Origin of the sequence: Shewanella sp. AC91-MNA-CIBAN-0169, from assembly GCF_040310165.1 — a bacterium.
In the GTDB taxonomy this organism is placed as follows: Bacteria; Pseudomonadota; Gammaproteobacteria; order Enterobacterales; family Shewanellaceae; genus Shewanella.
In genome coordinates this window covers 84,936-105,115 of record NZ_JBEOPM010000018.1, presented here as the reverse complement: position 1 = coordinate 105,115, position 20,180 = coordinate 84,936, and the positions used below count along the sequence as shown (strand labels likewise).

General features: G+C 42.1%; 16 protein-coding genes. 6 read left to right on the top strand and 10 right to left on the bottom strand.

Features of this window, described 5'->3' with window-relative positions; translation table 11 throughout:
* The first annotated feature begins 12 nt into the window (after positions 1-12).
* The 3 genes from AAEY98_RS15660 (at position 13) to AAEY98_RS15650 (ending at position 7,440) form a co-directional block, all read left to right on the top strand.
* A complete protein-coding gene (locus tag AAEY98_RS15660; RefSeq protein ID WP_351018053.1) occupies positions 13-3,264 on the top strand; it encodes an efflux RND transporter permease subunit in 3,252 nt (1,083 codons plus the stop codon).
* A complete protein-coding gene (locus AAEY98_RS15655) occupies positions 3,261-6,326 on the top strand; it encodes an efflux RND transporter permease subunit (protein WP_351018051.1) in 3,066 nt (1,021 codons plus the stop codon). Before AAEY98_RS15660 ends, AAEY98_RS15655 begins: the two co-directional genes overlap by 4 nt.
* Positions 6,327-6,555: 229 nt before the next feature.
* On the top strand, positions 6,556-7,440 hold the full coding sequence (locus AAEY98_RS15650; RefSeq protein ID WP_101086860.1) for an MBL fold metallo-hydrolase: 885 nt from the start codon (positions 6,556-6,558) through the stop codon (positions 7,438-7,440).
* Between the two features lie 116 nt (positions 7,441-7,556).
* Here the strand turns inward: AAEY98_RS15650 and AAEY98_RS15645 are convergent, their stop codons facing one another.
* The 5 genes from AAEY98_RS15645 to AAEY98_RS15625 all read right to left on the bottom strand — a co-directional run bounded on the left by AAEY98_RS15645 (position 7,557) and on the right by AAEY98_RS15625 (position 14,170).
* Complete coding sequence (locus AAEY98_RS15645) at positions 7,557-8,288, bottom strand: BUD32 family EKC/KEOPS complex subunit (RefSeq protein WP_123884430.1); 732 nt, start codon at positions 8,286-8,288, stop codon at positions 7,557-7,559.
* Between the two features lie 407 nt (positions 8,289-8,695).
* Positions 8,696-8,872, bottom strand: coding sequence for a Trm112 family protein (locus AAEY98_RS15640; RefSeq protein WP_101086858.1), 177 nt, complete (start codon positions 8,870-8,872; stop codon positions 8,696-8,698).
* Positions 8,862-9,869, bottom strand: a complete 1,008-nt coding sequence (gene lpxK, locus AAEY98_RS15635; protein WP_351018049.1) for a tetraacyldisaccharide 4'-kinase — start codon at positions 9,867-9,869, stop codon at positions 8,862-8,864. Before lpxK ends, AAEY98_RS15640 begins: the two co-directional genes overlap by 11 nt.
* 16 nt (positions 9,870-9,885) lie before the next feature.
* Positions 9,886-11,688 (bottom strand): lipid A export permease/ATP-binding protein MsbA, encoded by a 1,803-nt coding sequence (gene msbA, locus AAEY98_RS15630; protein ID WP_101086856.1) that lies wholly within the window; start codon positions 11,686-11,688, stop codon positions 9,886-9,888.
* Between the two features lie 37 nt (positions 11,689-11,725).
* Entirely contained in the window at positions 11,726-14,170 is a 2,445-nt protein-coding gene (locus AAEY98_RS15625; protein ID WP_351018076.1) for a DNA internalization-related competence protein ComEC/Rec2, read from the bottom strand.
* A gap of 76 nt (positions 14,171-14,246) precedes the next feature.
* Here AAEY98_RS15625 and AAEY98_RS15620 point away from each other — a divergent pair, with 76 nt between their 5' ends.
* Complete coding sequence (locus tag AAEY98_RS15620) at positions 14,247-14,753, top strand: DUF2062 domain-containing protein (RefSeq protein ID WP_101086854.1); 507 nt, start codon at positions 14,247-14,249, stop codon at positions 14,751-14,753.
* Positions 14,754-14,846: 93 nt separating this feature from the next.
* Positions 14,847-15,134: an SIP domain-containing protein gene (locus AAEY98_RS15615; protein ID WP_351018074.1), complete on the top strand. Its 288-nt coding sequence runs from the start codon at positions 14,847-14,849 to the stop codon at positions 15,132-15,134.
* Between the two features lie 212 nt (positions 15,135-15,346).
* On the opposite strand, the gene AAEY98_RS15610 is transcribed toward AAEY98_RS15615, so the two are convergent.
* Genes AAEY98_RS15610 through AAEY98_RS15590 form a run of 5 tightly spaced genes read right to left on the bottom strand, consistent with a single transcriptional unit; the run spans position 15,347 to position 19,411 of the window.
* Entirely contained in the window at positions 15,347-15,589 is a 243-nt protein-coding gene (locus tag AAEY98_RS15610; RefSeq protein ID WP_123884434.1) for a DUF3624 domain-containing protein, read from the bottom strand.
* Positions 15,590-15,603: 14 nt separating this feature from the next.
* The gene (locus AAEY98_RS15605) at positions 15,604-16,185 is read right to left on the bottom strand and encodes a GNAT family N-acetyltransferase (RefSeq protein ID WP_351018045.1); all 582 of its coding nucleotides are present in this window, start codon (positions 16,183-16,185) and stop codon (positions 15,604-15,606) included.
* 24 nt (positions 16,186-16,209) lie between these two features.
* Positions 16,210-17,451, bottom strand: a complete 1,242-nt coding sequence (gene lolE, locus AAEY98_RS15600; protein ID WP_011637849.1) for a lipoprotein-releasing ABC transporter permease subunit LolE — start codon at positions 17,449-17,451, stop codon at positions 16,210-16,212.
* Positions 17,448-18,167 (bottom strand): lipoprotein-releasing ABC transporter ATP-binding protein LolD, encoded by a 720-nt coding sequence (lolD, locus tag AAEY98_RS15595; protein WP_351018041.1) that lies wholly within the window; start codon positions 18,165-18,167, stop codon positions 17,448-17,450. The genes lolE and lolD overlap by 4 nt, the downstream gene beginning before the upstream one ends.
* Entirely contained in the window at positions 18,167-19,411 is a 1,245-nt protein-coding gene (locus tag AAEY98_RS15590) for a lipoprotein-releasing ABC transporter permease subunit (protein WP_350978132.1), read from the bottom strand. Before AAEY98_RS15590 ends, lolD begins: the two co-directional genes overlap by 1 nt.
* Before the next feature lie 157 nt (positions 19,412-19,568).
* Here AAEY98_RS15590 and AAEY98_RS15585 point away from each other — a divergent pair, with 157 nt between their 5' ends.
* Positions 19,569-20,168, top strand: coding sequence for a hypothetical protein (locus tag AAEY98_RS15585; RefSeq protein WP_101086847.1), 600 nt, complete (start codon positions 19,569-19,571; stop codon positions 20,166-20,168).
* Positions 20,169-20,180 lie beyond the last annotated feature (12 nt).

Below are 20,180 nucleotides of genomic sequence, written 5' to 3'. Positions count from 1 at the left end.
CGGAGCGGGATAATGTCAATAATTAACACTTCGGTTAAACGCCCCGTCACTGTATGGATGTTCATGTTAGCTGTGATGCTTTTTGGCATGGTAGGGTTTTCTCGCCTCGCGGTAAAACTGTTACCCGATTTAAGCTATCCCAGCGTGACCATACGCACAGCCTATGACGGTGCTGCTCCGGTTGAAATTGAGCAGCTGGTATCAAAACCAATTGAAGAAGCTGTTGGGGTGGTAAAAGGACTGCGGAAAATAAGTTCAATTTCACGTTCTGGCATGTCTGATGTTGTGCTCGAGTTTGAATGGGGCACCAATATGGATATGGCTAGCCTTGAAGTGCGTGAAAAAATCGACACTATCGAGCTGCCCTTAGACATTAATAAGCCATTATTACTGCGTTTTAATCCCAATCTTGATCCCATCATGCGCTTAGCTTTTTCTGTACCCAATGCCGATGCGGAGCAGTTAAAGCAAATGCGAACTTTTGCTGATGAAGAGTTAAAACGACGTTTAGAAGCCTTATCCGGTGTTGCTGCTGTAAGGTTATCCGGTGGGTTGGAGCAAGAAGTTCATATTGAATTAAATCAACAAAAACTAAGTCAATTGAATCTTAATGCCGACCAGGTTAAACGTCGAATAAATGAAGAAAATATCAACCTTTCAGCAGGTAAAGTGATTCAGGGTGATAAAGAATACTTGGTCAGAACCTTAAATCAATTCAATTCTTTAGATGAATTAGGTCAAGTGATTATCTACCGTGATGGCCAAACGTTAGTCAGATTATCTGATATTGCGGTGATTAGTGATGCCTACAAAGAACGCAGTGATATTACTCGCATCGGCGAAGTAGAATCGATTGAATTAGCCATATACAAAGAAGGTGACGCCAATACCGTTGCTGTTGCGCAAAAGCTACGCTCTGAACTTGAAAAAATCAATCAAGCTAATGAGCACAATAAGTTAAAAGTTATTTACGACCAATCTGAGTTTATTGAAAGCGCAGTCAATGAAGTGACATCGGCAGCGTTATTTGGCAGCTTACTGGCGATGCTGGTAATTTACCTGTTTTTACGGGACATTATTGCCACATTAATTATTTCTATCTCGATTCCCTTTTCGGTTATTGCTACCTTTAACATGATGTACTTTGCCGATATCAGCTTAAACATTATGTCGTTAGGTGGTATTGCGTTAGCAATTGGTTTATTGGTCGACAATGCAATTGTGGTATTAGAAAACATAGACCGTTATAAATCTCAAGGCATGAGTAAAGTTGAAGCTGCCGTCACAGGATGTAAAGAAGTCTCAGGCGCCATTTTTGCATCAACACTCACCACTCTGGCGGTATTTGTCCCTTTAGTGTTTGTCGACGGCATTGCAGGAGCCTTATTTGCCGACCAAGCGCTCACGGTCACGTTCGCCCTACTCGCCTCATTATTTGTTGCCTTAACAGCCATTCCCATGTTGGCATCACGTCAAGGTTTTACCAGCCTGCCGCAACCTATTGAAGTCGCCCAAAAACCTAAACCCACTAGCCGAAAAGGCAAAGTGGCCTACTACTTACTGGCTGTGCTGAGCTTTCCATTTAAACTCTTGTTTAGCTATTTGCCTTCAGGATTATTAACCGCAATTATTGTGATTAGCCGTTTTGTAAGTAGTGTATTTGGGCTATTACTCAAACCCATCTGTGCTGGTTTTAACTACTTATATCGCATCGTCGAATCAATCTATTTCCGGGTGTTACATCACGCTCTACGCTATCAAGTATTAACCATTGTGTTAGCACTTTTGGTAACACTAGCGTCAAGCAGTTTACTGCCTAAGTTAGGTGTCGAGTTAATCCCGCCGATGAATCAAGGGGAATTTTATGTCGAAGTATTATTACCGCCAGGCACCGAAGTCAGTGAAACTGATGCTGTATTACAACAACTAGCGCTGTCGATTAAAGACCGTGAAGATGTGAAACACGCCTATAGTCAGGCCGGTAGCGGTGGGTTAATGACATCGGATACAGCAAGAGGTGGTGAAAACTGGGGCCGATTACAAGTGGTACTCGCAGACCCTTTAGCCTTTAATGCAGTTAGCCAGGTATTGCGTAACACAGCAAAAAACATTCCTGAACTAGAGGCTCAAATTGAACACCCTGAATTATTCAGTTTTAAAACCCCGCTTGAAATTGAGCTATCGGGTTATGATTTAGCTCAACTCAAACAAAGTGCAGACCAACTGGTTAATGCCTTGTCTGATTCTGACCGCTTTAGTGACATCAATACTACCTTGCGCGATGGCCAACCAGAGATCAGTATTCGCTTTGACCATGCCCGTTTAGCCTCGCTAGGAATGGACGCTCCGACAGTCGCTAACCGCATAGCCCAACGTGTCGGTGGCACTATTGCCAGCCAGTTTACGGTACGCGATCGTAAAGTGGATATTTTGGTGCGCAGTGAATTAAGCGAACGCGATCAAATCAGCGACATTGAATCGTTAATTATTAATCCCAATAGTGCCCAACCAATTCCATTAAGTGCTATCGCCACAATCGATTTGCAAATTGGCCCTTCAGCAATTAATCGTATCAGTCAACAACGAGTCGCTATTGTGTCGTCTAATTTGGCTTACGGTGACTTAAGCGAAGCGGTAATTGAAGCGCAGCAGATATTGGCTAAACAGCAGCTACCAAGTTCGATTCAGGCCAGATTTGGCGGCCAAAATGAAGAAATGGAGCACTCATTTGACTCATTGAAAATAGCCCTCGTTTTGGCTATCTTCCTAGTGTATTTAGTGATGGCCAGCCAATTTGAATCATTGTTGCATCCACTGCTAATCTTAATCGCTGTTCCAATGGCCGTTGCCGGCAGTATTGTGGGTTTATTCATTACCGGGACCCATTTGAGTGTACTGGTATTTATTGGCTTAATTATGCTAGCAGGTATTGTGGTCAACAATGCGATTGTATTGGTTGACCGTATTAATCAATTGCGCCAAGAAGGTATTGATAAACTGACCGCGATTAATGATGCCGCGCAATCTCGTTTACGTCCTATCATGATGACAACCCTAACCACTACCTTAGGTTTATTACCAATGGCAATAGGCATTGGCGATGGCAGTGAAGTTCGTGCGCCAATGGCTATTACAGTCATTTTCGGATTAAGCATGTCAACCTTGCTTACATTGTTAGTTATTCCCGCTTTATATGCGCTATTTGACCGTAAACAATATACCCAAAGCGACGTTGAGTTTAATACAGCGGAGACGCCAGCATGAACATCACTCAACTGGCGATAAAGCGCCCCGTCACCACCTGCATGTTTTTCTTGGCCATTATGTTGTTTGGCATGGCGGCCAGTAGAATGCTGCCATTAGAAATGTTTCCAGGAATTGATATTCCACAAATTGTGGTGCAAGTTCCGTACAAAGGCTCCAGCCCTGCAGAAGTTGAACGCGACATCACTAAAGTGCTGGAAGAGTCACTTGCTACCATGAGCGGCATAGAAGAGGTGCGATCAGATTCAACCCAAGACGGTGCGTTTATTCAGCTCAACATGAAATGGGGTGAAGATGTTGCCACCAAAAGCCTAGAAGCGCGCGAGAAAATTGACTCGGTAAGGCATTTATTACCAAAAGATGTTGAGCGCGTCATGATCCAACAGTTCTCAACCGCCGATATGCCGGTGTTAACCATTCGCATATCAAGCGAGCGCGAACTCTCTAATGCATTTGATTTGTTAGACAAACAGCTTCGTAAGCCACTTGAACGCGTTGATGGCGTATCAAAAGTCACCCTTTATGGTGTTGAACAAAAACAGATTGAAATCCGACTTGATGCCGATAAATTGGTCGCATCAAGCCTTAATAGCCTCGATTTACGATCGCGTTTACTGGCAGAAAACTTTGTCATCAGTGCTGGTACCCTAAGAGAAAATTCACGGGTGTATCAAGTCTCACCAAAAGGTGAATTTACCAGCCTTGATGATATCAATAATCTGGTGATTGTGCCGGGTATCCGCTTGCAAGATATTGCGATGGTGAGCTATGCCCTGCCCGAGAAAATTGAAGGCAGACATTTAGATCAAAAATATGCGGTGGGTATTGATGTATTTAAGGAATCTGGTGCCAATTTAGTAGAGGTGTCTGATCGTGTGCTAAGCGTTATCGAACAGGTTAAGCAAGATCAGCAATTTAATGGCATCAAACTGTTTATCATGGAAGACCAAGCCTATGGGGTTAAGTCCTCACTCAAAGACTTATTACTGTCTGGCTTAATGGGTGCGGTACTGTCATTTGGGGTGCTGTTTCTGTTTTTGCGTAACCTTAAAATGACCTTAGTGGTTATCTCATCGGTACCGATTTCATTATGTATGACATTGGCTGGTATGTATTTTTTAGGCTACAGCTTAAATATTTTATCGATGATGGGATTGTTATTAGCCGTCGGCATGTTGATTGATAATGCGGTGGTGGTCACCGAAAGCGTGCTACAAGAGAAACAAGCTGGGCACATTGACGACACTTGTCAGATAAAAGCCAACCAACAAGCCGTGTTAACTGGCGTTGAAAAAGTCTCTTTGGCGGTTTTAGCAGGTACATTAACCACCGCCATTGTATTTTTACCGAATATTTTTGGCATAAAAGTGCAACTGACCATCTTTTTAGAACATGTTGCTGTGGCCATTTGTATCTCGCTAGCGGCTTCATTATTGGTAGCGAAAACATTAATCCCACTGATGCTCAACCACTTTCACTTTGAAGTGCAAGCCGCTAATGACAACAATCGCTTAGGGCGTTTTTATCAACGCAGCCTCACGTGGATATTAACCCGACCAAAACGTTCTGGTGTCATCGCAGTGGCATTGTTGGTATCAACAGCATTGCCATTAAGCATGGTGCAACAAGATCAGGGAGATGGTGAAGGTAATGACCGTTTATACATTAATTACCAACTAGAAGGTCGCCATAATCTAGCGGTGACCGAAGCCATGATTAATAGTATGGAAACGTATTTATACAGCAATAAAGACACGTTTTATATTGATGCGGTTTACAGTTACTACGCCCCGCAAGATGCACAATCAACCATTTTATTACAAAAAGACATCCCAATAGACATTGGTGAGTTAAAGAAAATGATCCGCGAAGGATTTCCTAAATTTTCGATTGCTACGCCACAATTTGGTTGGGGCAATGAAAATAACGGCATTCGTGTAACCTTAACGGGACGCTCAACAACCGAACTAATCCGCATCAGTGAACAAGTGATGCCATTGCTCGACAATATAGAGGGCTTAGTCGATGTGCGCTCGGAAGTGAATGGCGCCCAACAAGAAGAGGTGGTGGTGATCAACCGAGAAATGGCTGCCCGTCTGGATTTAACCTTAAGCGATATAGCATCGAACATTGCCATTGCCTTAAGAGGGTCGCAGTTACGTTCGTTTCGCCATGATCCTAGCGGCGAACTACGTATCGAACTGGCCTATGACAAAAGCTGGCAGAACTCTTTAGAAAAACTTAAGCAACTGCCGATCATTCGCCAAGGTGACCGAGTTTATACCCTGGACAGTTTAGCTGAAGCAACCGTAGTTCCTCGATTTGATACTATTCGTCATTTTAATCGCCAAACGGCTTTATCCATTGGCGCAAATCTTGAAGATCTCACTACCGAAGAAGCGCAAACCAAAATTACTCAGGTGATGGACTCAGTGAACTTCCCCTACGGGTACGGCTACTCGTTACGCGGTGGTTTTGAACGCCAAGATGAAGACCAGTCCATCATGGCGGTAAATATGATCTTGGCCATCGCAATGATTTATATCGTCATGGCGGCGTTATTTGAATCACTGCTGCTACCGACAGCTATTATCACTTCGATTATGTTCTCAATTACTGGCGTGTTCTGGGCATTGTGGCTCACAGGTACACCAATGTCGGTAATGTCGATGATTGGCATACTTATTTTGATGGGCATTGTGGTTAATAACGGTATTGTACTGGTAGACCAAATTAATCAGATGACACCCGATTTGGATAAGCTAAGTGAGACCATCATTAACGTGTGTATTACTCGTTTACGTCCGGTATTAATGACGGTTGCAACCACAGTGCTGGGATTAGTGCCATTAGCAATGGGAGATACTCAGATAGGCGGTGGTGGACCGCCGTATTCGCCAATGGCCATTGCCATTATTGGTGGGTTAACCTTTTCAACCGTCACCAGTTTGTATTTGGTACCATTATGCTACCAAGCGCTATATCTAGTACGACATAAAGCCGCAATTAGACTAGGGCTAGCCAATGCATTTGCTCAAAAACTGCTGCCTTGGACCAAATAGTCCTACACTTCAGTTCTGCTGGTGCATCGTTACTGTTTACAGTAGTCAATGTTTGCTATGGTCAATGTTTGCTACGGTCAATGCTTAATAAGCTACATTGGAGAAGTGTGATTTTATTTAATCAGATGCTAATTCACTGGATGTTGTTGCACGATAAGTGATCAACTTGTTACGCTAGGCAGTATTAATAACAATAAAATAATTGCTATGACAGCAATGAGGGATCGTCATGAAACTAACATTTCAACGTCACATCATCGGACTCAGTGCAGTAGCGATGCTTGCATTAGCTCAAACGTCAGCCATTGCTGATGATAAGTTCAGTGATGTGGTCATTAAATCCAACAAACTAGACAATAATACTTACATGTTTATCGGGGCCGGAGGCAATATTGCGGTTTCTGCTGGAGATGACGGCATATTAATTGTTGATGATCAATTTGCACCTTTAGCCGATAAAATTACCGCCGCACTTAATGATATTCAACCTGGCTTGCCTAAATACATCGTTAATACTCATTACCATGGTGACCATACGGGTGGAAACGCCCACTTTGGTGAAACAGGCTCTATCTTAGCTCATCATAATGTTCTCGAACGTCTCAAAGCGGATAGCAGTACTCCTGCGTCAGCATTGCCCGTTATCACTTATGAAGACAATATCTCAATTCATTTTAATCAAGATACTTTAGAGGTTATTCACCTAGGTCCAGGCCATACCGATGGTGACAGTGTCGTCATGTGGCAAAAAGCCAATATTATTCACATGGGCGATTTATACTTTAAAGACCGCTTTCCGTACATTGATTTAGCGGCGGGAGGCTCTGTAACAGGCTATCGTGAAAACGTCAGTTTGATCCTCGATCGTTTAGACAATAAAACTAAGGTAATACCCGGTCATGGCGAGTTAGCCGATAAAAATGCACTGCTAAAATTCAAGCATATGCTTGATGACAGTATTAATTGGATGCGTGGTGAAATTGAAATGGGCCATGATTTAGCCACCATCAAAAAACAGGGCGTTCCAGCAAAATATGCTAATTGGGCTTGGGAATTTATCTCGGCAGATAAATGGATTGAAACTTTATATCAAGACCTAGCCGCAAAATCTTAACTAGATAATCCATTTCGGTATATCAATCAAGATCACTACCGGTCTACATACAAAAGCTTGCTGTCTAGGCAAGCTTTTTGTATAAAATACCAACGTAGTTAAAGGTATTACAGCCACTATGCCAGTGTTAAAGGCGCTTGCCTGAAATGCCACAACACCCAATACACTGGCTTCAAATCTTTTCCACCAATATCTCGAAAAGGTCTCGCGAAATAATATAACCATTGCCAGGAAGCTAAAAATTGCTTGGCTTTTTGCCATATTGCTTCACCACCCGCTAAACGATAACAAGCAATAGCTTGATTAATCACATTATTATTGGGTCCAATATAGCGATATAAGCTATGGATAAACACCAACACATCTCGAATTTGTTGTGAGACAACTGATTTATGCTGTTGATTCGCCTCAAAATCGATAAATTTAACCTCACCGGCTTGCCAGCTAATGTCACGTAAGGCTGGACGACCATGAGCAAGCTGCATAGAGTGTAGTTTCGCTAATGCTACGCTGACATCATTTAAAATGGGTTGCCATAAGGTTTGGCTTGTACGCTCGAGCAGATGATTAATGGTACTTCCAGCGTCTTCGACAACCATGTAACCGTCACCAAAATCGACAACCGCAGGCACTGGTGCACCTAAATGACTTAGCGTATTTAATACACCAATTTCTTTATGCAATGCAGCTGTGGAGTTTTGCTTTAATAAACGCATCGCCCCTGCAAGATGCTCTACTTGCTTCAACCAATATCGCTTACCTTGGTATTCGAAAGGCACTACACGTTCGCCACGGTGTTCACGATAAACCTTAGCCACATGTTGTTGAAAACCATCATTCTCAGTCATAAAACAACCTAGTCATCGACTCACTATTACTGATGACTAAATTATCTTACTAACGTTTATAGAACTCAATTAAATCAATGATTTTTAGTGATTTTTGATAGAATATTAGCTTTATATAAAAACTTCATACATAGCTTGTATACAAACTAAAAACACAAACGATACATTTGGTTACCATTGATATTAATCAGTATAAATATCCGATCAATTCATCATTAAATAGAACACACGATAAATGACCATGATTAATGACTAAGGTAAAAATGATTAGATAAACGGAGCTAAGAGCAAACTGTTGATAGCTGAATAAGAAAAATGTTGCAGCTCAATATAATGGCTTTCCTCAAACAAAAAAAGCGCCCTTTTGGGCGCTTAATCATTCAATCATTTTTCACATCATCGAACCGTTATTCAGTCACTAACGCTGTAGCACGATTTTCTAACAATACCGGAATACCTTCGGTAATAGGGTACGCTAATTTATCAAACTTGCAGATCAGTTGTTGCGACTCTTTGTCGTAATCTAGCTTGCCTTTACATACTGGGCAGGCCACAATTTCGAGTAATTTTTTATCAAATGCCATGAGACAATCCTTTTTTAGTTTGAGCCACTTGCTGTAATTGGCTCAACAATGCGTGATCAAATTCTAAGTTAAGCTTCGCATTTACAGGTAAATACCACCAGTTTGATTGTGCAAAATCGCGACATTTAACCGCATCTTTTTCAGTCATTAATAATGAATGCTGTACGGATAAGTCACTTAATTGCTTTTGGTCAAAAGCTTGGTGATCTGCGAACTCAACTGTTTGTACTACTTTATAGCCTAACTGGCTAATACTATTAAAAAAACGTTGCGGGTTACCAATACCCGCCATCGCAACGACACTGTGTTGCTGATTAAACTTATCGTCTAGGTTATTGTCAACCTGACAAAGCGGCGCGGGCTCTAGTGCCATCAGCACTTCACCGGTTTGAGCTGGCCCGCCATTATTTATCACAAAATCAACTGAATTTAACCGCCACAAACCTTCACGTAAAGGGCCTGCGGGTAACAAGCAGTGATTGCCATAACGACGCTCACCATCCACTAAAGCTATTTCGATATCGCGGCCTAAGGCATAATGCTGTAAGCCATCATCACTAATAATCACATCAACATCAAAGTCTGCTAATAATGTATGCGCTGCGCTCACTCTCTTGGCACCGACAACCATAGGTACTTGAGTACGAGCCACTATCATTGCAGGCTCATCCCCTACATCATTAGCTTTTGCATTAGGATTGACAGCAACAACACCATCGATATTAACTCCATAGCCTCGGCTTATCACACCTGGCTTGTAACCATGTTGGCGTAACAGTTCAATTAAATAAATTACTGTTGGAGTTTTACCACTGCCTCCCGCGGTGATATTACCCACCACTATTACGGGGACAGGTAATACTTGCGCTTGTTTTAGCCCACAACTAAACAGTAACCGCCTAATAGTGGATATTAACCAAAATACCCCAGATAACGGCAGTAATAACCATTTAGCTTGATGACCTTGATACCAAATGCGATGAATAAGCTGTTGCATCACAACCACCTAATCATTATTGACTGAACTGCATCTGGTAAAGATTAGCGTAAATACCTGCTTGGGCAATTAACTCACTGTGATTACCGCGTTCAACAATTTTCCCTTGATCGATAACCAAAATTTCATCAGCGCTTTCTATGGTTGATAAGCGATGGGCAATCACAATAGAGGTGCGATTATGACGAAGATTATCGAGGCCTTTTTGAATCGCTTTTTCCGACTCAGTATCCAATGCCGATGTTGCTTCATCTAAAATTAACACTGGCGCATCACGTAACATGGCGCGAGCAATGGCAATACGTTGGCGCTGGCCGCCTGAAAGCAACACACCATTTTCGCCGACTTGGGTATCAAGACCTTCAGGTAAAGTATCAATAAATTCCATGGCATAGGCTAATTCTGCTGCATGCACAATTTGTTCGCGAGTCACTTCACCTGGATAAGCATAAGCAATGTTATTGGCGATAGTGTCGTTAAACAAGGTAACTTGTTGCGACACTAAAGCGACTTGATTACGCAGTGATTTTAGTTGGTAATCATAAATACTGGTGTCATCAAGACGGATATCACCAGTTGATAAATTACCATAAAAGCGAGTAATCAAACTGGCAATGGTCGATTTACCAGAGCCTGAACGACCGACTAATGCAACCGTTTTACCCGGCTTAACTTCAAAATTAATCCCATTAAGTGCTGACTTTTCTTGGCCAGGATATGCAAATGTCACATTATCAAAGGTCAACTTACCTTCAACTCTATCGATACTAAATGCGCCATTATCAGGTTCTGGTGGGGTGTCTAATAATTCAAATACTGTGGTACAAGCGGCAATACCACGCTGAAATTCCGCATTGACACGGGTTAAGTTTTTAATCGGTTGTAGCATGGCTAACATGGCGCCTAAAATAGCAGCAAAAGTACCAGCGGTTAAATCCGTTCTCATGCTATCCCAAGTAGCGGCATACAACACAAACGCCAATGCGAATGAACCAATCACCATAATGAGCGGCTGGCTGATTGACTGCGCAACCGCAAGTTTCATGTTTTGGTAGCGGTTACGATCGTTAACTTGGAAAAAGCGTTCAACCTCAGTTTTTTGTCCACCAAACACTAATACGTTTTTATGGCCCTTAATCATCTGCTCTGTGGTTGCGGTTACGCCGCCCATTGCAGATTGAATTTGCTTAGAAACCTTGCGAAAGCGTTTGCTGACAACACTGATAACCACGCCCATGATGGGGCCTATCACCAAAATGCATAACGACAATTTCCACGAATAGTAGAACATAATGCCTAACATACCGATGGCCGTCATGCTGTCTCGGACGATTGAAATTAACGCACTGCCTGATGCTCGAGCAATTTGTTCGGTATCAAACGTAACGCGCGAAATCAAATTGCCGCTATTTTCACGGTCAATATAACTCACAGGTAAACGTAGGTAATGCTCAAACACTTGTTGACGCATATCCATAATGAGCTGAGCACTCATGTATGACACACAATAGGTCGACACAAAGTTAGCCACACCACGTAAACTAAACATTAAAATAACCGCTATTGGGGCCATTAACATAATGTCTTTATTAGCGTTAAAGCCACCGTGCGTTGGTAAGTCGACACCGGCGACTATCGCTGGAGTTTGACTAAAGCCTTCATCAATAAACGGCTTAATAAATGCGATAAACGCTGCATCGACAGCGCCATAAGTAATAAGACCTAGAACAGCCATAATAAACATGGCTTTCATCGGTACGACATAGGCCATCAAACGTTTGAAAACGACCCACATTTCATTTTTAGGTGATGCTGACATTGAATCCAATACTTAACTAGCAAACATGAATAACATTCTACTCTGCTTTAAGTGACTCACCAAATCTAAACAAACGGTTATACCAAAATGGGGCAATTTGCTGACGATAAGTGGTCACTTTGTATCCTTCATCAGTGAAGTTGATGCTTATTTGGCCGACATGGCCAGTTTGTAATATTTTACTGCCTTGTTGTTGATACCGCGCCACAATATCCGGTTTAGGAAAACCATATTGATTAGAGAAACCTGCGGTAAAAATAGCTAATTGGGGGTTAACACTATCAATAAAGGCTTGGGTAGATGAGGTTCGACTACCGTGGTGCGGAACGAATAAAATATCGGCTTGAATATCTGCATTTACCGCCAAAAGTGCTTGCTCTCGTGGAGCTTCAATGTCTCCGGTTAACAACACCGTTGACTGACCGTCAAACAATTTGACCACGCAGGAACGGTTATTATCATTACTATTGGCGCTTAAAATATTTGGGATAAAACTCAATTGTACACCGCGCCACAATAATTCACCGTCACAAGTTTGCACGCTATGTGATGATTCAGTTAACGCTGATGCTGAAAAATCAGCAATTAATGTCGCCTGCGGAAATTGTTCGACTAATACGTTTAATCCACCAGCATGATCATTATCGTCATGACTCACGACAATATAATCAATATAACGAATCCCCTTACTGGCCAAAAAAGGCAATATCGCACGTTGAGCATAACTGAATTCGCCATAAGCAGCGCCAGTGTCGTAAATAACCCCGTGCTGCCCTTGCTGTAAAACCACAGCCATTCCTTGAGCCACATCGATGGCATGAAGCTGCCATGGTGTTGAACCTAACGAAGACGCTGGCGATAACAATATCTCATGGGTCACTAACTTGTTCATGATGACTGGCAGCATAAGCACTGACACTATAACGCGATAACCCCACTTGCGCTGACTCGGCACATAACCGCGTAACATCAACAATATCAGCGCCAAAACAAAAAAGACTCCCGCAGCTAACTCTTGTTCGGTTAACACCAGTTGTTTTAACGGCAAGCGATCACTCAACTGCAATAACCACGCAAAGGGCTCCAAACTAAAATTAGCCCACTGAAATATCATTACGCTTAGGCTTTGCAATGAAACAATATCAATCGCTAACAACCATAGGATGCACAACGCTAGTAACCAAATGCAAAAGCTCAGCATGGTTAATGGAATAACCACCAAACTAAACCAAGGTACCAGCAGCATATTCAACCAGATACTATGAGGTGCAATGCCACCAAATAATATCCCTTGCAAAACACCGAGTAACAGCGCTAAACGCCATTGAATAGACCACAATATAATAAGTCCATGTAAAATTTTATCCTTAAGCTGTATAGCTTTTTGAATACATTTGTCCCTCAAAGTGAACTTAGAAACTTCAATGTCTGGGTTAACAAGAGCAGTGCCTAAGCTAGAACGTTGATCTACCGAATCAGGTTTCACCGACAATAAAATAATCACCAATGCACCAAAAGATAACCACAACCCAGCACCTAGTGACGCAAAAGGATCGACCAACAATACAAAAAATAATGCATATACAAGTCGATCCCAATGATGACTAAATTGTTTAATAAAGCTGAATATCATCAATAAAAATAGCATCAGCAATGCGCGTTGAGTGGCAATAGCAAACCCAGATAAGTAGCCATAACCTAAGGTAAATGCTGCCGCAAATACCATTGCCAGTTGGATTTTGGCCAAATGCTGCCAAGAGAAAACATAACGACTTACCCCAATCAAAATGCCATAGAATAAACCGAAAACCACCGCCAGATGTAAACCTGAAATCGCGACTAAATGCCCTGCCCCTGTCTGCCGCAACTGCTGCCAACGTTCAGAGGTTAACGCGCTTTTATCACCAAAAATCAACGCTTGTAAAATATCGCCCTGAGAAAAGTGTGCCAATAAAGGCGATAATGTTTCCATGATCTGTTGACGTATCGATCCACTGTGACTAAGCAACTCAGCTTGCTTAACACGACCTTTGGCGACAATATGTTTACTAATAAAGTACTTTTGCTGGTTAAAACCACCTTGATTTTGGATACTCGAAATCCCTTTAACCTTTGCACTAAATTGCCATATTTGGCCAACAACAATTTTATCTGGCTTTTGCCATGTTAATCGGTAATATCGCTGCACATTATTAAGCGACAACGTCTCTAAAAAAGCGTCTTGATAAGGTTTTGCCATGACGCGCACATCAAAACTAATCCAGTCGCTGTTTTGGCTAACTAGTGATACTATCTGCGCCTTAAACTCGATTTGTTGCGACTTTTCAGCATATTGATGCATATATAGACAATGAAACAACAGGCTCAGCCAAATGACGGCGAATAAACAGCCAGCCATAAGCGGCCCTTTGCGAAGGCAAAGAAGCATAGCCAAGAATAGAATGGGCAAACACCATATTGGTGCCAGCGAAGGCCATAACATCGCTGATAAAGAACAGGCGCAAAAGCCATAGATAAATCGATTCATAATGAATTAGTTAAGACATTAATCGACAAATATGCCAAAAAAATTAATACAAAGATTTATGCCAAAACCAGAAACACTTCGTGAACATAAGTATTTACGGATGTTTGGCACACTATTGCACAAACCTAATTTATGGGTATTAAATCGCAAATCAGCGCCAGGAGCCTTTGCTGTTGGGCTATTTGTGGCTTGGATCCCAATGCCATTTCAAATGGTCGTTGCTGCTGGATTTGCCATTATATTTAACGTCAACCTTCCGGTTGCTGTGGCGCTGGTATGGATAACAAATCCACTGACGATGCCTATAATGTTTTATGGTGCCTACTTGTTAGGCGCTAAAATCCTGGGTCATAAAGCACAAGCATTTCAGTTTGAAGCCAGCTGGGCATGGATTGAAGCATCTGTATCAACCATCGGCCCACCCTTTCTCGTTGGTTGCTTAGCTCTTGGCATTATCAGTGCGCTAGTTGGGTTTATTGTCATTAAAAGTATGTGGCGCTATTCAGTTTTGTTTAAATGGCAAAAGCGTAAAGGTTAGAAAGTCTTCGATTGATTGGCTACTTTACCCATGTACTCGTATTAAGGTCGCTATAGCGGCCTTTTCTATGGGCTAAAGATGTTGATTTAAACACTGCTCAGCCAGCACCCACTATTGAAAACCCATTGGTTAGTACTTAATGACGGTATCACTGCTGAACAACAGATAGCTTGGTTGTTAGATAAACTTGAACAGTTTGGTGATTTACCGTCAGACACACACGTTTTTGTCGGCTTAGAAGCTACCCAAGTGAGATTAGTAAAGCAATACTTGCTTGAGCAACAACAATTACCATTAAGTGCAATCAGTGCTACAGGGTACTGGAAGCGAAATACTGATGCTGACACCTTTGGTAAACAAAAACAGATGCAGCCGCTGTAGTGACTTTTGTTCAGTTAAGCAAAACACTGATTAAGTGATGGGAAATAACAATCAAAATTTGACGATTTTCATTCAAACTTGTTATTTTTGAGACTGTAAATAATTTGGTCGAACAAGGCGCAGTATCTGATGACTTGCTGCGTCAATAGTATATCCACGGCCAATAAATGCTACACAATTAGCCGGTAAAAGGACTGTTTTGACACGGTAGATTACAAGCGGAGGCTCTTTAGACTGCGATAAGTCCACACCACCAAATGCAGTGTAAGTAATCCACTGAAACTAAGAGCAAAGAAAAGTAATGCAATGGATTCTACAGTCTTAGGCGTGTCCGCATAGCAATACCACCAAAGTGGCCATGCAATTATGCTCAATAGGGCTAATTGCCACATGCAGCGTTTACAACGGCCAATTTTTTGTCTAAAAACAGAGTCGGAACATTGGTTACAGGACATAACAGCTTTCTTTATCATTTATGCTGAGGATATTGATTATCAAACTCGCTCGCCAACATGGCATACAGATACTCATCACCCCATGCGCCTTTAAAAAACACATTGTTAATAAAATGGCCTTCACGACGAAACTGCAACTTTTCTAAAAGTGCTGCACTGGCTAGATTGAGGCAGTCAGTTTGAGCAATAACTCGATGGCGAGATAATTCCACAAACAAATATTGCAATAAACGCGTTAACGCTTGTGCTGCTATTCCCTGCCCTTGAAATGCAGGAGCGATCGTAAAACCGACTTCAACTTGGTTGTCATCAATAAAATGTACTGCCAGATCGCCCATTAACAACTCATGCTTATCACTAATGGCTAATTGATACCATTGCCCTGCTTTAGCAAAATCTTGGTAATGGGTCGAATTGAATAAGTTTAGCGCATCTTGATAGTGATAATCGGTCCAACTCTGATATCGCGCAACACTAGGATCCGCTCTATAGGCGGTAAATGCCGTTAAATCATTAAGACTAAATGGCCTGATGATTAAACTACCCGAGGTTAACGTAGGACACTTTAGTGAATCCAAACTAGCATTACTGGCCATATCAACCTCGTTTTTTTATAGCGTTTATCTGCCCGCTAATGCAGTGGCTGGCGCAATTTTAGTCGCTTTCCACGCAGGGTAAATGGTTGCAATAAGGCTCATGAATAGGCCCATTAACAATACAACTAATACATCTTGATAATGTAATTCAGAAGGAAGGAAATCAATAAAATAAATATCCGATGCTAATAGTTGAATACCTAATATCTGCTCAAGACTGCTGGCAATAGCACTTAAATTATATGCTAGAGTGACCCCTAATATGCCACCAATAGTGCACCCCATCAGTCCATTTAAAGCACCTTGCAGAATAAATATCGCCATAATGGCACCACGATGAAGCCCCATTGTCATCAGAATCGCAATTTCAGAGGCTTTATCGCGCACTGCCATAACAAGTGTCGACACAATATTAAAACACGCCACAGCAATAACCAGCGCTAATACCAAATACATCACTAAACGAACGAGTTGAATATCTTGGTATAAATGCCCTTGTGTGCGAGTCCAATCATTAATGTATAAATACTGCTCTTGGGCAAATCCTAAATCACGAGTGATACTTGCTGCATTAAACACATTATTGACTTGAATTCGTACCCCAGAAACGGCAGAACCCAGCTCGAGCAAATCGGCTAAATAATCAAGCGACACATAAGCTTGAGTCGATTCAATTTCGCCACCCAACTCGAACACGCCAGACACCACAAAGCGATGGCTTTTGGCCGACGTTAACTGACTGTTATTAGCATCTGGGGTATACATCGCCAAGGTGTCACCCACCTTCAAGCCCAACTTAGTTAATAAACTGCGGCCAAGCACGATATGATTTTCATCACTGCTTAATGACTGCCATGCATCGACAGACATATAATCAGCAATGCTGGACACGTCAGATTCATGTTTAATATCAATACCGTTGACGATTAACCCTTGAAACCCGCCTGGCTTTTGCACTAACCCTTGCAAGCGCACAAAAGGAGCAACGCCAGTAATCTGCGGCATATTTGAAGCACTTTTGGCAATATCCTGCCAATCGGCAATGGGTTGGTTAACCCCAACGAGTTCGCCGTGAGACACCACGCCTAATAACCGGTCTTGTAATTCTTTTTCAAAACCATTCATGGCAGATAACACCACAATTAGCACACCCACACCTAAGGCAATACCCGCAGTTGATGCAAATGAGATAAAACCGATAAAGCCATTAGACTGTCTGGCACGGAAAAAACGCCAGCCAATTGTTAACGGTAACCACTTACTCATTCGGCTAGCCCTGTTGGAGATGTTGCAGCAACAACTTGCAAAATGCCATCTTTCATTGTCAATTGACGATCCATCTTGGCTGCTAATTTATGATCATGAGTAACCACCACGAACGCCGTACCAAATTGCTGCGCTAACTCGCGGATCATCGCATAAACATTATCACCACTGCTGGCATCCAAATTACCTGTAGGTTCATCAGCTAATACTAACTTCGGTTTGTTGATAAGTGCTCTGGCAATCGCCACACGTTGACGCTCACCACCCGACAATTGCGCCGGAATATGCTGCAAACGATGACCTAACCCCACACGTTCAAGTAAATTTTTTGCGTCTACCAAGGCTTGCGTTTTATCTCTGCCTTGAATAAATGCTGGCATCGCCACGTTTTCAATCGCGGTAAACTCTGGCAATAAATGATGAAATTGATAGATAAAGCCCAAATCCTGATTACGTATTTGTGCCTGACGCGCACTAGACAATTGGTATAAATCTTCGCCGTCTAATAACACGGTTCCAGACGTGGGCGTGTCTAAGGTTCCCATGATATGTAAAAGTGTACTTTTACCCGATCCAGAACTGCCTACAATGGCTAACTGCTCACCCTTATAAACGGTTAAATCAACACCCGATAATACCTGAGTGGTCACTTCACCGTCATGATAATGCTTACTGACGTGTTGAACTTGTAATAACGCTTGATGTGTCTGGCTCATTATTCGTATCTCAAAGCGGTAGCAGGTTGAACCCTTGCGGCGGACAACGCTGGATAAAGAGTGGCAATTAAAGTAATCAATAACGTGCCTAAGATGATGAAACTCAATTGCGCTAATGACAATTCCACCGGTAGCGTCTGACCGACACCTAATATAGAAATACCAAGAGTGGTTAATATTTCGTTCAAGTTAAGGGTTAACGCAATGCCCGCAATTGCGCCAAGCATTAACCCCAGCATCGCATTAAGCGAGCCTTGCACAATAAAAATATTCATCACCGAAGTGGTCGTTAACCCTTGGGTTTTTAGCACCGCAACATCAGTTGTTTTATCCACCACCATCATCACCAATGCTGACACAATATTAAATGCCGCTACGGCAACAATTAAACTGAGCATGAGTGACATCATATTTTTCTCCATTTTTACAGCGGCAAATAAATGACCAAAATCTTGGCGCCAATCACGGGTTTTAATGTCGATATTTTGCTTAGCAAATCCAGCAACCACTTTGGGTGCTAACGCTGGCGCGGAAAATGGATCGTTCAAATATACCCGTAATTCATTAATGGTATTACTGTCTTGGCGCATCAATTTACGCGCATCATTATAATGCACATAGGCAACACTGGAATCGACTTGCGAGCCCATTTCAAATACACCAGCAACGGTAAATTTACGCTGACTCGGCACCGGGCCCATGGGTGAATAGACCACCCCGTCACCGCTTAACACTCTAACCTTATCACCCGCTTTAACGTCTAATTTGCGAGCTAGATCAGTGCCGAGCACAATTGAATACTTGCCAGCTTGTAACGTTGAAAAAGCATCTGAATAAGTATGAGCCGCAATGCTCGACAATGATTGCTCAAGCTCTGGGTAAACCCCATACATTTGTATAGCTTGAATGTTACTGCTCGATTGGATCATGGCTTGAGTGGTCGCACTAGGCACAATGCCACGAATATTTTGTAGTAAATATTTGTCCGCCAACAGGCTTTGGCTACTTTGTTGCCAATCCCTAAATCCCATATCACTGATCAGGGTCATTTGTGGCACAGCCCCTAAAATGCGATTTTTTAGCTGGCCTTCGAGTCCATTCATCACTGAACTGACCACTATCAATGCTGCAACACCTAAAAAAATACCCGATACCGCAAAGAAGGTAATAAAAGAGGCAAAAGCATTCGCTTTTCGGGCTCGCCAGTAACGGTAGCCAATAAAAAAAGAAAATCCTAAATTCATAAAAAAATACTAATCCTGTGCGCCTATTGGGGCGTATAAGTCAGACAATCAGGCAAAATGTGAATATGAAAACAACAAGCCAGCGTGTATGACTTGCTAAATCATTAAGTTGGGCACGATAATAGGGCTATTAGTGTGATAAATAAAGAGGCAAACCTTGATACCTGACAGCAATTCTTATTTTAGTGTGCCTCACCACTTTAATGTGTACTTAACTTCGTGGGATGCAAACCAAGCTTTACCCACAGATGATGAACTCCGCGACATGCAATCTGTTGGGTTAAAACTATTGACCGAAGTGAAAAGTCTTGAAGCAAATTGTTTACTGCAACTGCGCAATTTAGACAATGATGCTAAAGCCGTAGTGGATTTTTTAAAGCTACAATCGCGCAAAGTCGATTTAGTATTGCAACACGTGTTGGAAAAAGAAGTTCAAGATGGTGAGTTATTTAAAGGTGATCAATTTGGTGGTAGTGGAATTAGTATCATTTCATCACGTCCATTAGTTGTAAATGAATACGTTAAGACCCACATCTATTTGCATACAGAATTAGTGGCATTGCTGTGTCTGTGCCAAATACAAAGCTGCACCCCAATATCAACAGATGACGCCATCGAAACCGCATATTGGCGCTGTGAACTTGAATTTAGCCAAATACTTGAAGATGATATTGAGCAATTAGTTAAAGCAAGCTTGAATGTACAACAAAAAATGCTCAAAAAACGTAAACAGAATATCGATAAACAGCGTAGCTGAAGCCTCGCCTCA

Excerpts from the sequence above, each read along its gene's own strand:
- AAEY98_RS15660 (WP_351018053.1), top strand. The coding sequence starts at position 13 with ATGTCAATAATTAACACTTCGGTTAAACGCCCCGTCACTGTATGGATG.
- AAEY98_RS15655 (WP_351018051.1), top strand. The coding sequence starts at position 3,261 with ATGAACATCACTCAACTGGCGATAAAGCGCCCCGTCACCACCTGCATG.
- AAEY98_RS15650 (WP_101086860.1), top strand. The coding sequence starts at position 6,556 with ATGAAACTAACATTTCAACGTCACATCATCGGACTCAGTGCAGTAGCG.
- AAEY98_RS15645 (WP_123884430.1), bottom strand. The coding sequence starts at position 8,288 with ATGACTGAGAATGATGGTTTTCAACAACATGTGGCTAAGGTTTATCGT.
- AAEY98_RS15640 (WP_101086858.1), bottom strand. The coding sequence starts at position 8,872 with ATGGCATTTGATAAAAAATTACTCGAAATTGTGGCCTGCCCAGTATGT.
- lpxK (WP_351018049.1), bottom strand. The coding sequence starts at position 9,869 with ATGCAACAGCTTATTCATCGCATTTGGTATCAAGGTCATCAAGCTAAA.
- msbA (WP_101086856.1), bottom strand. The coding sequence starts at position 11,688 with ATGTCAGCATCACCTAAAAATGAAATGTGGGTCGTTTTCAAACGTTTG.
- AAEY98_RS15625 (WP_351018076.1), bottom strand. The coding sequence starts at position 14,170 with ATGTTATGGCCTTCGCTGGCACCAATATGGTGTTTGCCCATTCTATTC.
- AAEY98_RS15620 (WP_101086854.1), top strand. The coding sequence starts at position 14,247 with ATGCCAAAAAAATTAATACAAAGATTTATGCCAAAACCAGAAACACTT.
- AAEY98_RS15610 (WP_123884434.1), bottom strand. The coding sequence starts at position 15,589 with ATGTCCTGTAACCAATGTTCCGACTCTGTTTTTAGACAAAAAATTGGC.
- AAEY98_RS15605 (WP_351018045.1), bottom strand. The coding sequence starts at position 16,185 with ATGGCCAGTAATGCTAGTTTGGATTCACTAAAGTGTCCTACGTTAACC.
- lolE (WP_011637849.1), bottom strand. The coding sequence starts at position 17,451 with ATGAGTAAGTGGTTACCGTTAACAATTGGCTGGCGTTTTTTCCGTGCC.
- lolD (WP_351018041.1), bottom strand. The coding sequence starts at position 18,167 with ATGAGCCAGACACATCAAGCGTTATTACAAGTTCAACACGTCAGTAAG.
- AAEY98_RS15590 (WP_350978132.1), bottom strand. The coding sequence starts at position 19,411 with ATGAATTTAGGATTTTCTTTTTTTATTGGCTACCGTTACTGGCGAGCC.